Here is a 13,973-nt window from a genome sequence, read left to right as displayed (position 1 = left end):
CAGGTCAAGACGGACTTTCGGCCGTACCCGGACTTCCGGGAGAACTTCAACACCCGGACGTCCGGCGGGAATTCGCCGGACGCCTTCCGGAATGCGATCGGATTACCGCGCCAATAGGACGCGAGCAATGTGCTGCTCGATCTTCGTCGGCAGGTCGAGGCGGGAGGGGGGACCGCGCGGGCGCGCGGTCCCCCCTCTTCGTCAGCGCATGGTGCCCAGGAACTCCCGCACCCGCCGGGCGTCCCGCAGACGCTGTTCGTACGTCGCCCCGACGGCCAGCAGCAGGAGGCCGGCGAGCGCGGGCGGCACCCAGCGGGGGAGCGCGTCGGTCACCTGGACGATGTACGGGGCGAGTTCGTGCAGGGCGTCCAGGGCGAGCACCGTCCCGCCCAGCAGGAGCGGCGCCTGCAGATGGTGACGGGCGCCCAGCAGGGTGACCGCCAGCGCGGCCACGCCCAGCAGGAGGGGGCGCGCCCAGTGCGTGTCGCCCCAGGCGGCCAGCAGGCTCGGCACGAGCGTCGCGGCGAGCCCGGGACCGTACGCCGTCCAGGACGAGACCTGCCCGTCGCGGCGCCTGCCGAGGGCGCCGACGACCAGGGCCGGAACGGTGACCGGCAGCGTGTACGCCTCCGGCGTGCCGACGTCCCACGCCGCCAGGCGCACCCACGCGGCCAGCACGAACAGCGCGGTGCCCGCGAAGGCGACCGGACGGCGGCCGGGGCGCAGCGCGGTCCCGGACGCGATCACCCCGCACAGGGCCAGCACGAGGGCCAGCATCGGCAGGTCGCCGGAGGCGACGGCCAGGCCGAAGGCGAGCAGCGCGGCCGCCGCACCCGTGACCTCGACCGGGACCGTCGCCCGGACGGTGTCCCCGAGCCGGGCCGCGAGCAGGGCCGCCGCCACCGGGACCACCAGGACCAGCACGGCGGTCTCCTGAGGCCGCCGACCCGCCGCGGCCCCCGTCGCGCAGGCGAGCGCGGTCGCGTACACGAGGGCGGCCGGGGCGGTGACCGGCGCGAGCCGCGGCGTCCAGGAGGCCGCCGCGAAGAGCGCGGTGAGGGCGCCCGTCACGGCGAGGGTCGCACCCTGGCCGGCCAGGGACAGCAGGACGAGAGGCAGGGTGGTCAGCGGCGCGAGCACCGTCGCCGTCAGATGGAGCGGCGAGGGCCGCTCGGGCGTCCGGGGCCAGGTGGCCGCCGCGAGCACCCCGGCGGTGAGGCACCCGAGCGCCGCCAGGCCCACGACGTACGGGACGTCGAGCACCGACGGCAGCACCAGGGCCGTCGCCCAGCCGAGGACCAGCGCACCGCTCAGGGCGCGGACGCGCCCCACCGCCTCCCGCGCCAGGACCAGGACGCCGGCGACCGCCACCAGGACGACCGGCACCGTCTCGGAGTACGGCGGCCACGGCGCGTCGGCGGTGACCGCCGCGCGCAGGCCGCCGGGCGCCCCGGACCACACCCGCTCGATCCAGGCGGCCGGACCCATGAGGGCGACCCCCAGCAGCGGCAGCGTCCACAGCAGCGCCAGCCCCTGTACGGCGGCGGAGGCGTGGACCAGGCCCTGCCGCACCGCCCCCGGCAGCCGGGTCGACCGTGCCACGGCGAGCAGCGCGATCCCGCAGGCCAGATACGCCGGGACCGTCCACACGGCGGGCAGCACGGGCCGGACCGTACCGCCGGCCGCGGCGACCGTGAGCAGCCCGGCGGCGACCGCGAGACCGCCCGCCTGCCGCCCGGCCGACGGATGCCGGGCCGCCGCCAGCGCGACGCCCGCCGCGAGCAGGAGGAGCGCCGCCGCACGGGCGGCGGCGCCCGGGCCGGTGGCCGTCCACGACAGCCAGCCGGCGGCCCACGCCCCCGCGACACCCAGTCCGTAGGCGCCGACGACGGCGGTCGCCCGGACGGGCCCGGCGGACCCGCGCAGCGTCACCGCCACATCGCAGGCGGCCGTCATCAGCAGGGCGAGGGTGACTCCGTACGGACCCGCGTCGACAGCCACCGCCCCCAGCAGCAGCGGCAGTTGCGCGGCCACGAGGGCCGCGGGCACGGGCAGCCGCAGCGCCGAGGCGCGCGGCAGCAGCCCGTACGCCGCCCACAGAGCCGCGAGCGCCGCCGACGCGACGGCGGCGTACGCCGTGGTGTCCGTGCCGGACAGTGCCGCCTCGTGCAGGGCGTACGCGTCCAGCACGGTCAGCGCGAGCCCGAGGCCCGCCACCGACTCGGCCGTCGAGCGCAGCCCCCGCTTGAGCAGCGGCACCGGCGCGGCGAGCACCGCCACCGTGACGGCGCCCAGCACCAGCGCACGCCCCGCGATGCCGAGTTCACCCCAGCTGACCAGGGTGAACGCGATCGCCGCGACGGTCAGCAGGACACCGCCGAGCAGCAGCAGGACGTTCTGCACGCGGGGCGCCGAGGCCTCCGGGCGGGGCGGGGCGACGGATGTGGTGGGCGCGGGGGCCGGCGGTACGGCCGCGTGGAGAGCCGTGACCAGCCAGGCCCGCCGGTGCAGCAACTGGGCCCGGCGGGCGTCCAGTCGGCGCAGCTCCAGATCCAGGAGCCGCAACTCCTCGGCCGGTGGCGGAATGTGCGTCATGGCCGGAGTGTGCTCCGCGTCACGCCCGCCCGGCATGAGTGCCGGTACTCAGAGGACGTACTCAGATCCCGTGCGGACCCGGTCCCACGGGGCACACTGCGCCCATGGACTGGAGTCACTACCGCTTCCGCAGCCTGTGGGAGCTGCCCGCGCCGCCCGCCGTCGTCCACGAGGTGCTGGAGCGGGCCGAGGACTATCCGCGCTGGTGGCCGCAGGTCCGCGAGGTGCGCCGGATCGACGACACCACCGGCGTGATCACCGTACGGTCCCTCCTGCCCTACGACCTCACGTTCACGGCCCGCGAGGTGCGGCGCGACCGCGCGGCCGGCGTCCTGGAGATCGCCATCTCCGGTGACCTCGACGGCTGGGCGCGCTGGACGATCACCCCGCACGGCGCCGGGTGCCTGGCCCGCTACGAGCAGGTCGTCGACGTGAACAAACCGCTGCTGCGCAGGTTCGCGGTGCCGGGCCGGCCGGTCTTCCGGGCCAACCACCGGCTGATGATGCGCGCGGGCCGCCGCGGCCTGCTGGCGCTCCTGGCCGGGCGTCGGCAAGCGGTTTGAAGGAACCGCGCGGGGACCTGTATTGTTCACTGCGTTCCCGGGCGATTAGCTCAGTGGGAGAGCGCTTCGTTCACACCGAAGAGGTCACTGGTTCGAACCCAGTATCGCCCACCGGGAGAAAGCCGGTCCGCGTCACGCGGGCCGGCTTTTCCGCTGTTCAGGCCGCCGCCGGCAGGTCCGGGCGCAGGGGCCAGGCCGGGTCCACCGACTCCTCCGTGCCGCTGCGCGCGAACCACGCCTGCAGGCCGCGCGCCTGTGCCGCGTGCCACACCTCCTGCAGGGTGTGCAGCTCCGCCGGGGACAGCCGTTCCAGGCGGGCCGCGAAGCGGCGGCCCACCGCGCGGACGACCTCCAGCGACGCCAGAGCGTCGGCCGCCGCGTCGTGCGCGTCCGCCAGTTCGACCTCGTAGTGCGCGCACAGGTCGGTCAGGGTGCGGCGCCCCTTGCGGTAGCGGTCGAGGTGCTTGTCGAGGACGCGCGGGTCGAGCACCGTCAGCGACGCAGTCTCGAACCAGCGGGACAGCGACGAGGCGCGGTGCCGCCGCAACTCGCGGTCCAGCAGCGTCAGATCGAACGGCGCGTTCATCACCACCAGCGGCCGGCCCGCCGTGGCCTGCACCGCCAGCTCCTCGGCTATCTCCTGCATGACCGGCGCCGGCCAGCGGCCGTTGCGCTGGAGGTGATCCTCCGTCAGCCCGTGCACCGCCGTCGCCGCCTCCGGCACCGGGACACCCGGGTTCACCAGCCAGCGCGTCACCCGGGGCCGGGTCCCCGGGGCGTCCTGGACGACGACGGCCGCCGAAACGATCCGGTCGGTCTCGACGTCCACACCTGTCGTCTCCGTGTCGAATGCCGCCAGCGGGCCCTCGTACCAGCACGCCATAACGCTCAACCCCTTGTCCATCCACGGCAGCTGACGTCCCGTCTTCTGCCCGTTTGGTGATACCCGGGCCGTTTGCGGCGTACGCCGGAAGGACACAACAGGAGTGCGGGTCTTTGCAGTTCAGCGGCCCGCCACGGGGATTCATCTGCCTGGAAGGCTGTTCGTCATGGCGATTGCGCAGCCCGAGCGGGGCGGGCTGCTGCCCGAACGGACGGGCCTCTCTCGCGGTTCACTCGCCACCACCGCGTGCATGGAGACGCTGCAGGTGGGCTATCTGCACGCGGTCGCGGCGGCGGCGGGATGCTCGCTGTCCCAGCCGTTCCCGGACAACGGCATCGACTGGCACGTCAGCCACAGCGCGCCCGGCCACACCGTCGACGACGAGGTCACCATCAAGGTGCAGCTGAAGGCGACGTACCAGGTGGCACCCGATCCGCCCGGCCGCTTCTTCTCCTTCACGCTCGACAACGCCCATCTGGCGAAGCTCGCCCGCACCCCGGTCTCGGTGCACAAGATCCTCGTCGTGATGATCGTGCCCCGGTCCCAGGAGCAGTGGCTGCGCGCCGGACACGACCGGCTCGACCTGCGGCACTGCTGCTACTGGGTCAACCTCGCCGGTCACGCGATCACCGGCCGGCGCCGCACCACCGTGCGGATACCGACCTCCCGCATCTTCGACGACCGGGCGCTCTGCGAGATCATGACGCGGGTCGGGACCGGAGGCAGACCATGACGCACCGCCCGCTCCAGGAGCCCGCCCGTCCGGTCCGGCCCCACCCCGTCGACGCCGCCTGGGAGCGGCCCCCCGAGCCCGGCGACGTCGACCCCGCGGTCCTCGGCGCCCTGCTGCGCCGGCACGGCTGGCAGCGGCGTGGGGGACCGGCCGGCCGCTACGGCCGCTGGACCCCGCCCGGCCCCGCCGGCGGCGGCACCAGCCTGCTCGTCCCGGAGTCCCGCGCCTTCCCCGACAGCGACGACCTGCTCGCCGAGGCGCTGACCGCGCTGTCCCGCAGCGGCACCCCCGCCGCTCGCGAGGTGCTGGTCTGCCTCGCCGTGCCCAGCGACGAGATCCGCTGGTGGCGGGACGCGCCCGCCGGCCCGTCCGGAGCCGCGCCCTGGACCGCCGAGGAGGAGCTGCGCACCGCCGCCCGCCGCACCCTGCTCGCCGCCGCCCTCGCCACCCGCGCGCGGGCCGGATACCACGGCGCCCGGCACCGCCGTGCGGCCGTCGGCCTGCTGGAGGACGTCCTCGTCGGCTCCGCGTCCGACGGCCGCGGCCTCACCGCCTTCGTTCCCGTCGCCACCGGCCGCCCGCTCGCCGTACGGCTCCACCACGCCCTGTACGCGGCCCGCGAGGCCGTCGACTACCAGCGGGCCACCGGCGGCATGGACGCCTTCGACGGAGCGGTCGAGGCGGGCGTCAGCCGGGAGCTGGTCGAGGGCCTGATCGCCCTGGTGCGCGGCACGGAGGGCGCGCGCGTCGCCGTGGCGTGGGCACCCGCCGCCGGTGTCCCCGAGGACTGCGCGGCCGACGGCGAGCCCGTCGAGTTCTCGCCCGGCGACCTGCCCGTCCTGCGTGCGGCCGCGGCCCGCTATCTGCGCGAGGAGCCGTCCGTGCCGGTCCGGATCACCGGAGCCGTCGTACGGATGCGCCGGACCGGCACCCGCGGCGAGGGCACCGTCCGGCTGCGCGTCATCGCGGGCGCCGAGGTGTCGCACGTCCGGCTGACCCTGGACGAGGAGGCGTACCGCATCGCCGGGCGCGCGCACCTCGTGGGACTGCCGGTGCGGGTGCGCGGCCGGCTGGAGAGCCGGGGCGGTTTCCGCAGGCTGGCCGGTGCCTCGGAGGTGGTCCCCGTCCAGGTCGACGACGTTGAGCGGGACCGGCTGATGAAGGCGCTCCAGGAGGACCTGGACTTCTTCGAAGAGGTGTGCGCGGGCGACGACACCGGCGGCTGACGAGGCCCGGAGCCGGAGGGGGCCGCGACAACCGTTTCGCGATCGATGGTCACGGGTCGGTACGATCGCAGTCATGCGCGCGCTCCTGGTATGGCGCCGCACCCACCTTCAGTCAGGAGAGACCGGTGTCAGACGTCCGTGTGATCATCCAACGCGATTCCGAGCGGGAAGAGCGCGTGGTGACGACGGGCACTACGGCCGCCGACCTCTTCGCCGGCGAGCGCTCCGTCATCGCCGCGCGCGTGGGCGGCGAGCTCAAGGACCTGTCGTACGTGCTCTCCGACGGCGAGGAGGTCGAGGGCGTCGAGATCTCCTCCGAGGACGGTCTGAACATCCTGCGCCACTCCACCGCGCACGTGATGGCCCAGGCGGTGCAGGAGCTCTTCCCCGAGGCCAAGCTGGGCATCGGCCCGCCGGTCAAGGACGGCTTCTACTACGACTTCGACGTCGAGAGGCCCTTCCACCCCGATGACCTCAAGGCCATCGAGAAGAAGATGCAGGAGATCCAGAAGCGCGGGCAGAAGTTCTCCCGCCGCGTGGTCACCGAGGAGGCGGCCCGCGAGGAGCTCGCCGACGAGCCGTACAAGCTGGAGCTGATCGGCCTCAAGGGCTCCGCGTCGCACGACGACGGCGCGGACGTCGAGGTCGGCGCCGGCGAGCTGACGATCTACGACAACCTGGACGCCAAGACCGGCGAGCTGTGCTGGAAGGACCTGTGCCGCGGTCCCCACCTGCCGTCGACCCGCGCGATCCCCGCGTTCAAGCTCATGCGCAACGCGGCCGCCTACTGGCGCGGCAGCGAGAAGAACCCGATGCTCCAGCGCATCTACGGCACCGCCTGGCCGACCAAGGACGAGCTCAAGGCGCACCTGGAGTTCCTCGCCGAGGCCGAGAAGCGCGACCACCGCAAGCTCGGCAGCGAGCTCGACCTGTTCTCGATCCCCGAGCAGATCGGCTCCGGCCTCGCCGTCTTCCACCCCAAGGGCGGCGTCATCCGCCGGGTCATGGAGGACTACTCGCGCCGCCGGCACGAGGAGGAGGGCTACGAGTTCGTCTACACCCCGCACGCGACGAAGGGGAAGCTCTTCGAGACCTCGGGCCACCTGGACTGGTACGCCGACGGCATGTACCCGCCCATGCAGCTCGACGAGGGCGTGGACTACTACCTCAAGCCCATGAACTGCCCGATGCACAACCTGATCTTCGACGCGCGCGGCCGTTCCTACCGTGAACTGCCCCTGCGCCTCTTCGAGTTCGGGACCGTGTACCGGTACGAGAAGTCGGGCGTCGTGCACGGCCTCACGCGCGCCCGCGGCTTCACCCAGGACGACGCGCACATCTACTGCACCCGCGAGCAGATGTCCGAGGAGCTCGACAAGACCCTCACCTTCGTCCTGAACCTTCTGCGGGACTACGGCCTGACCGACTTCTACCTGGAGCTGTCCACCAAGGACCCGGAGAAGTTCGTCGGCACCGACGAGGCGTGGGAGGAGGCCACCGAGACGCTGCGCCAGGTCGCCGAGAAGCAGAACCTGGAACTGGTCGCCGACCCGGGCGGCGCCGCCTTCTACGGCCCGAAGATCTCCGTCCAGACCAAGGACGCCATCGGCCGCACCTGGCAGATGTCGACGATCCAGCTCGACTTCAACCTGCCGGAGCGCTTCGACCTGGAGTACACCTCCGCCGACGGCTCCAAGCAGCGTCCGGTCATGATCCACCGTGCGCTGTTCGGCTCGATCGAGCGGTTCTTCGCGGTGCTCCTGGAGCACTACGCGGGTGCCTTCCCGGCGTGGCTCGCGCCCGTCCAGGCGCTCGGCATCCCGATCGGCGACGCGCACATCGAGTACCTGGAGAAGTTCGCCGCCGCCGCGAAGAAGCAGGGTCTGCGCGTCGAGGTCGACTCGTCCTCGGACCGTATGCAGAAGAAGATCCGCAACGCCCAGAAGCAGAAGGTGCCCTTCATGGTCATCGCGGGCGACGAGGACATGACGAACAACGCCGTCTCCTTCCGCTACCGCGACGGCTCCCAGGAGAACGGCATCCCGTTCGACGAGGCCATCGCCAAGATCGCGAAGGTCGTCGAGGAGCGGGCGCAGGTCTGATCCACCGGCTCCACGAGGCCCCCGGGAAGCTCAGCTGCCCGGGGGCCTCTTGTCGCTCTCGCGGGCGAAGACCTGGAGCAGCCACGAGGAGAACGACCCGGTCACCGCGCCCAGCAGGGCCAGTCCGCCGGCCATCATGCCGATCGCGATCGTCCGGCCCCCGAAGGTCACCGGTGTGATGTCGCCGTACCCGACCGTGCTGAGGGTCGCCGCCGCCCACCACACAGCGTCGCCGAAGGTCCGCATGGTGGCACCGGGCGCCCCGCGTTCCAGATGGTAGACGGCCAGGGCCCCGGCGAAGCCGAGCAGCAGCGTGGACAGGCTCGCGTAGGCGATCACCCGCGCGTGCAGGGACAGCCGTGGCTCTCCCTGCCGGTGCTGGATCGCGTCGTAGAGCGGCACGATCCGCAGCGGCCGCAGCAGCGGCAGCAGGACCACGACCGTGTGCAGGATGTGCGTCCTGACGTAGCGCGGGAAGCGCTCCCCGCTGAGCCGCTGGCGCACCACGTACTCGCCGGCGAACAGCAGCCACAGCGCTGCCATCGTGTACACGCACACGTCCTTCCAGAACGGCGGCATGCTCACCGCGAGGACGCGGGCGGCGTAGGCGGCCAGGAAGAGCAGCGACGCCAGGAACAGCGGGACCTCGCTGCGCTGCTCCCAGCGGGCGGAGGGGTTGTCGTCGTCCACCGGCCCAGCTTGGCCGGTGGCCGCCGCCCGGGCGCCCCGGCGACACGCCGGGAACGGCCGAAGCCATATGCTGCACGCATGACGAGTGAGCCGGAGCAGCAGTGGGGAGTGGGCATCCAGGACGCGTTCCAGCGCCTGTGGACGCCCCATCGGATGGCCTACATCCAGGGTGAGAACAAGCCGACCGGTCCCGGAGCGGACGACGGCTGCCCCTTCTGCTCGATCCCGGCCAAATCCGACGAGGACGGACTTGTGGTCCGGCGCGGCGAACAGGTGTACGCCGTCCTCAACCTGTACCCGTACAACGGCGGGCACCTGATGGTCGTGCCCTACCGCCACGTCGCCGACTACACGGACCTCACCGAGCCGGAGACCGCCGAGCTGGGGGCCCTGACCAAGCAGGCGATGACGGCCCTGCGCACCGCGTCGGGCGCCCACGGCTTCAACATCGGCATGAACCAGGGCACGGTCGCCGGTGCCGGGATCGCCGCCCACCTCCACCAGCACATCGTGCCGCGCTGGGGCGGGGACACGAACTTCATGCCGGTCGTCGGGCACACCCGGGTGCTGCCGCAGCTGCTCGCGGACACCCGCAAGATGCTGGCCGAGGTCTGGCCGACGGCTTGACCGCGAGGGCATGAGGGGGCCGGGTCCCGGCCCCCTGCGCCTGTCCCCGGTGGCCCGACGCCGCGCAACGCCTACGCGCCGCAGCGCCGACGCGCCGTACCGACCGACGCCTCGTAGCGCCTACGCGTCGTAGACGTCCGCCTTGCGGGGCGACGGGTCCTGGACGGCCGTGCTGAGGAAGGCAGAGCGCGCACCGAACTTCTCGGTGTCCACGCCGTTCTCGGCGAGCACCCTGATCGCCGAGGCGTGCACGGCCCGCAGCACAGGGGTGGCGGCGCGCAGCGCGTCGTCGGCCATGAAGCGGTGCCGCCACGGCTGGTCCGCCCAGGCGTGCCGGAGCCCGAACGGCTCGGGCAGGGCGATCGTCCCGCCCAGCCAGTTCAGCGCCGGGGGATACCAGGACAGCGGGGCCCGCACCGCCAGCCGCACCACCTCGTCGGTGCCGACCAGCGGCAGCTTCACCGAGCGGGTCTCCCACGGCTTCAGCGACTTGGTGACCTCCTTGGTCGGGGCCTCGGGCTTCTCCTGGAAGAGCCCGTTGACCGGACCGAGGGCGTGGCCCGTGACCTCGATGCGCAGCGTCTCGTGCAGCACGGTCACGGTGATCAGCATGGTGATGACCAGCTGGCCGTCCCACAGGGTCCACTGGACGCCCAGGTAGTGCCGGTCACCGCTGCCGAACTGCTGCTTGTTGCAGATCTCCTGTATCGCGTGCGGCTTGACCTGGTACGCCTCCACGTCCGTGCCCTCCGGGCGGGACACCGCCGAGGCACCCTCGGCGATCGGCGTCACGACCCAGTGGCGTATCGAGGGCTTCGGGAAACCGCCCGTGTTCAGCGGGCCGCGCTCCAGCACGCTCAGCTGGTCGTGGATCGCGCGGATCACGTCCCAGCTGCGGAAGGGGTGGATCTCGCGGTCCTGCTGAGCCGGCACCAGCTCCTCGGCCAGCTGCCAGCTGCCCCAGCGGGTGCCCATGCCGAGTATGCCCTTCGGCCCGGCGTAGAAGACGGAGTTGGACTGCTGCTCGGCGCTGAGCTTGGCCAGCGACTGGCGCAGACGCTCGGCCTGGGTCTCGTTGGGACTGGCCGGCACCGCCTCCGGCACCTTCGCGCCGACGCTGCTGCCCGCGAGCAGGCTGTCCCAGCGCTCCCGCAGGTCCCGCGCGGTGCGCTCGCACACCTGCTTGGCCCAGAACCAGCCGAGGACCGGCATCACCACGGAGGCGCGCGCGTACCACGCCCAGAGGCCGGTGAACGGCATCTTGAGCAGGAACAGCACGGCCAGCGCGCCCATCGCGACGAGGAGCACGGAGGCGAGCGCCCCGCCCCGCTTGGCGTCCCGCTTGACGATGGTGGTGCGCAGCGTGAAGACCAGCAGCCACACCAGGAGGCCGGGCAGGAACAGCAGACCGCAGACCACCATGATCGTGGTGAGCGTCCGGTCGCGGGCCTTGCGGATGTTGTTGGCGGCCAGGCAGTGCTCGACCACGACCTGCGGCTCGGTGCCGAAGGACTGGATCAGCGGCTTGCGGCCGTCGCCGAGCATGCGGTCGACCACGGCACGCGAGAACGCCTCACCGAGATTCGGACGGAAGATCTTCGCCCAGGCGCGGCCCGCCTTGACATCCGTCTTGTGCCACTCGTTGTCGGCCTTCTTGATGTCCTCGTACGGGTTGTCGCGATAGGCCGCCGAGGCCAGCGCGAAGGTCGCCGTCTGCCCCTCACCGGCCGTGCGCGGCACCTGCGGACCGAAGATGTCCGCGTAACCGCCTTCAACGGTCATTCCCGCCCCCACTCGCCGCACTGTCGCTCCTGCGGCCTTCCCGACTTCCGTACGGCGCACACCTGTTGATCGCCCGCCGATCGATGATCAGCGTATCCCCAGCCACCGACATCCGTCGGCGGACGGCCGAAGCCGCCCGCCGACGGGGTGGGGTCCCGCTCACGGCGTCCGGAAGGCTCCGGCGCGCGTCGTGACACGGCGCGCGCCGACGGAGCGACCGGGCGGCGCCGGGCGCGCGCCTTGCGGCCACGCTCCGGACGAGTCGAGCCGACGCTCCGGACGACGAGTCGTGGCGACCTTCCGGACGAGGAGATCCGTGCCCTAGGAGGCCACCCGCACCTCCTCCCTGACCCTCTCCGCGATCTGCTGCGGCATCGGCTCGTGCCGCGCGTACCGCCGGCTGAACCGTGCCGTGCCGTGCGACAGCGACCGCAGATCGATGGCGTACCGGCCGATCTCGATCTCGGGCACCTCGGCCTTGATCACCGTGCGCCCGCCGCTGGTCTGCTCGGTGCCGAGGACGCGGCCCCGCCGCCCGGACAGGTCGCTCATCACGGCCCCGACGTAGTCGTCGCCGACCAGCACGGACACCTCCGCCACCGGCTCCAGCAGGTGGATCTTCGTCTCGCCCGCGGCCTCGCGCAGCGCGAGCGCGCCGGCCGTCTGGAAGGCCGCGTCGGAGGAGTCGACCGAGTGCGCCTTGCCGTCGCGCAGGGTGACCCGGACGTCGACGAGGGGATGACCGGCCGCGACCCCCTTGGCCGCCTGGGCCCGCACGCCCTTCTCCACGGACGGGATGAACTGGCGCGGCACCGCGCCGCCGACGACCTTGTCCACGAACTCGATGCCCGAACCGCCGGGCAGCGGCTCGACCTCGATCTCGCAGATGGCGTACTGCCCGTGACCGCCGGACTGCTTCACATGCCGCCCGCGGCCCGCCGCCCTACCCGCGAACGTCTCCCGCAGCGACACCTTGTACGGCACCACGTCGACCTGCACCCCGTACCGGCTGCGCAGCCGCTCCAGCGCGACGTCGGCGTGCGCCTCGCCCAGGGCCCACAGCACCACCTGGTGGGTGGCCTGGTTCTGCTCCAGGCGCATGGTCGGGTCCTCCGCGACCAGCCGGGCCAGGCCCTGCGACAGCTTGTCCTCGTCGGCCTTGCTGTGCGCCTGGATGGCCAGCGGCAGCAGCGGGTCCGGCATCTGCCAGGGCTCCATCAGCAGCGGGTCGTCCTTCGACGACAGCGTGTCCCCGGTCTCCGCGCGGCTCAGTTTCGCCACGCACGCCAGATCGCCCGCGATGCAGTGGCCGAGGGTGCGCTGCTGCTTGCCGAAGGGCGCGGACAGGGCGCCGACGCGCTCGTCGACGTCGTGGTCCTCGTGGCCCCGGTCCTCCATGCCGTGCCCGGAGACGTGCACCGTCTCGTCGGGCCGCAGCGTGCCGGAGAAGACGCGCACCAGCGAGATCCGGCCGACGTAGGGGTCGGACGCGGTCTTCACGACCTCGGCGACCAGCGGACCGTCCGGGTCGCACGGCCTCACCTCGCGCGGCCGGCCGTCGAGCGTGGTCACCGCCGGCGCCGGCCGCTCCAGCGGAGTCGGGAAGCCACGGGTGATGAGCTCCAGCACCTCGACGGTGCCGAGACCCTGCCGGGCGCCCTCGGCGGCCGGGGCGGCCGCGAGAACCGGGAAGAACGTCCCGCGCGCGATGGCCCGCTCCAGATCCTCGATGAGCGTCTTGACGTCGATCTGCTCGCCGCCGAGATAGCGGTCCATGAGGGTCTCGTCCTCGCTCTCCGCGATGACCCCCTCGATCAGCCGGTTGCGCGCCTCCTCGATCAGCGGCAGCTCGTCGCCGCCCGGCTCGGACTCCTTGCGCTCGCCGGTGGAGTAGTCGAAGAGCCGCTGCGTCAGCAGGCCGATCAGCCCGGTCACCGGCGCGTGCCCGTCCGGGCCCGGCTCCCCGTGCAGCGGCAGATACAGCGGCAGCACGGCGTCGGGGTCGTCGCCACCGAACGCCTCCGCGCAGATCCGCGTCATCTCCTCGTAGTTCGCCCGCGCCGCCTCCAGATGCGTCACGACGATCGCGCGCGGCATGCCGACGGCCGCGCACTCGTCCCACACCATGCGCGTGGAGCCGTCGACGCCGTCCGAGGCCGAGACGACGAAGAGGGCCGCGTCCGCCGCACGCAGACCGGCCCTGAGTTCCCCGACGAAGTCGGCGTAGCCGGGGGTGTCCAGCAGGTTGATCTTGATGCCGTCCCATTCGACGGGCACCAGGGAGAGCTGTACCGAGCGGTGCTGCCGGTGCTCGATCTCGTCGTAGTCGGAGACGGTGCCGCCGTCCTCCACCCGGCCCGCCCGGTTCACCGCTCCCGCCGTCAGCGCGAGGGCCTCGACCAGAGTCGTCTTGCCCGAACCGCTGTGGCCGACCAGCACCACATTCCGTACGGACGTGGGGTGGTCGGCCGCCGTAGCCCTGCCGGCGGCTCCGGGGTGTGCGTTCGCCTTGTCGCCCATGATCCTGCCTCCCGTGCACGGTGAGGTCACTGTGGGCGCGGACGTACGCTCCCTCTCCCGGACCCGGGGCCCGGAAGGCGCCCCCAGCGACGGCGGCTGCGACGACGCCCGCGGTCCTTCGAGCTTTCCACTCACCGCACGGCGCGTCCATACGACGGACGCGACCGCGCCCGCGGCCCCGGCCCGGCGTGCCGCGGGACCCGAGGACGAGTGCCCGGCGGCCGCCCGCACGCGCGCGTGGCTACGATGGGC

10 protein-coding genes and 1 tRNA gene are annotated in these 13,973 nt (G+C 72.9%); 6 read left to right on the top strand and 5 right to left on the bottom strand.

Annotated elements, in window-relative coordinates; genetic code table 11:
* Positions 1–201: 201 nt before the first annotated feature.
* A complete protein-coding gene (locus tag ADL34_RS26655) occupies positions 202–2,595 on the bottom strand; it encodes an SCO7613 C-terminal domain-containing membrane protein (RefSeq protein WP_199835638.1) in 2,394 nt (797 codons plus the stop codon).
* A 104-nt stretch (positions 2,596–2,699) separates the two neighbouring features.
* Between ADL34_RS26655 and ADL34_RS26650 the strand changes: the two genes are divergently transcribed.
* Together ADL34_RS26650 and ADL34_RS26645 are read left to right on the top strand one after the other, a co-directional pair.
* Positions 2,700–3,158: an SRPBCC family protein gene (locus ADL34_RS26650; RefSeq protein ID WP_062674231.1), complete on the top strand. Its 459-nt coding sequence runs from the start codon at positions 2,700–2,702 to the stop codon at positions 3,156–3,158.
* A 39-nt stretch (positions 3,159–3,197) separates the two neighbouring features.
* A tRNA-Val gene (locus tag ADL34_RS26645) sits at positions 3,198–3,269 on the top strand.
* 46 nt (positions 3,270–3,315) lie between these two features.
* On the opposite strand, the gene ADL34_RS26640 is transcribed toward ADL34_RS26645, so the two are convergent.
* Positions 3,316–4,041 carry a 3'-5' exonuclease gene (locus ADL34_RS26640; RefSeq protein WP_062674233.1) on the bottom strand — a complete coding sequence of 242 codons (726 nt, stop codon included), beginning with the start codon at positions 4,039–4,041 and terminating at the stop codon, positions 3,316–3,318.
* Between the two features lie 166 nt (positions 4,042–4,207).
* Here ADL34_RS26640 and ADL34_RS26635 point away from each other — a divergent pair, with 166 nt between their 5' ends.
* The 3 genes from ADL34_RS26635 (at position 4,208) to thrS (ending at position 8,102) form a co-directional block, all read left to right on the top strand.
* Entirely contained in the window at positions 4,208–4,774 is a 567-nt protein-coding gene (locus ADL34_RS26635) for a DUF4365 domain-containing protein (RefSeq protein ID WP_062674235.1), read from the top strand.
* The gene (locus tag ADL34_RS26630; RefSeq protein WP_062674236.1) at positions 4,771–6,000 is read left to right on the top strand and encodes a hypothetical protein; all 1,230 of its coding nucleotides are present in this window, start codon (positions 4,771–4,773) and stop codon (positions 5,998–6,000) included. The genes ADL34_RS26635 and ADL34_RS26630 overlap by 4 nt, the downstream gene beginning before the upstream one ends.
* A gap of 125 nt (positions 6,001–6,125) precedes the next feature.
* A complete protein-coding gene (thrS, locus tag ADL34_RS26625) occupies positions 6,126–8,102 on the top strand; it encodes a threonine--tRNA ligase (RefSeq protein WP_062674238.1) in 1,977 nt (658 codons plus the stop codon).
* A gap of 30 nt (positions 8,103–8,132) precedes the next feature.
* Here thrS and ADL34_RS26620 read toward each other — a convergent pair whose 3' ends face one another.
* On the bottom strand, positions 8,133–8,792 hold the full coding sequence (locus tag ADL34_RS26620) for a potassium channel family protein (RefSeq protein WP_062674241.1): 660 nt from the start codon (positions 8,790–8,792) through the stop codon (positions 8,133–8,135).
* Positions 8,793–8,870: 78 nt separating this feature from the next.
* Between ADL34_RS26620 and ADL34_RS26615 the strand changes: the two genes are divergently transcribed.
* Positions 8,871–9,419 carry an HIT family protein gene (locus ADL34_RS26615; RefSeq protein WP_062674243.1) on the top strand — a complete coding sequence of 183 codons (549 nt, stop codon included), beginning with the start codon at positions 8,871–8,873 and terminating at the stop codon, positions 9,417–9,419.
* 120 nt (positions 9,420–9,539) lie between these two features.
* On the opposite strand, the gene ADL34_RS26610 is transcribed toward ADL34_RS26615, so the two are convergent.
* The gene (locus tag ADL34_RS26610; protein WP_062674245.1) at positions 9,540–11,201 is read right to left on the bottom strand and encodes a hypothetical protein; all 1,662 of its coding nucleotides are present in this window, start codon (positions 11,199–11,201) and stop codon (positions 9,540–9,542) included.
* Between the two features lie 321 nt (positions 11,202–11,522).
* A complete protein-coding gene (locus ADL34_RS26605) occupies positions 11,523–13,721 on the bottom strand; it encodes an elongation factor G-like protein EF-G2 (protein ID WP_062674246.1) in 2,199 nt (732 codons plus the stop codon).
* Positions 13,722–13,973 lie beyond the last annotated feature (252 nt).

It is taken from the genome of Streptomyces sp. NRRL WC-3605, from assembly GCF_001509795.1.
Taxonomy (GTDB): Bacteria; Actinomycetota; Actinomycetes; order Streptomycetales; family Streptomycetaceae; genus Streptomyces; species Streptomyces viridochromogenes.
Note: the sequence above shows the minus strand (reverse complement) of the source record. Positions and strands in the feature narration are given on the sequence as shown.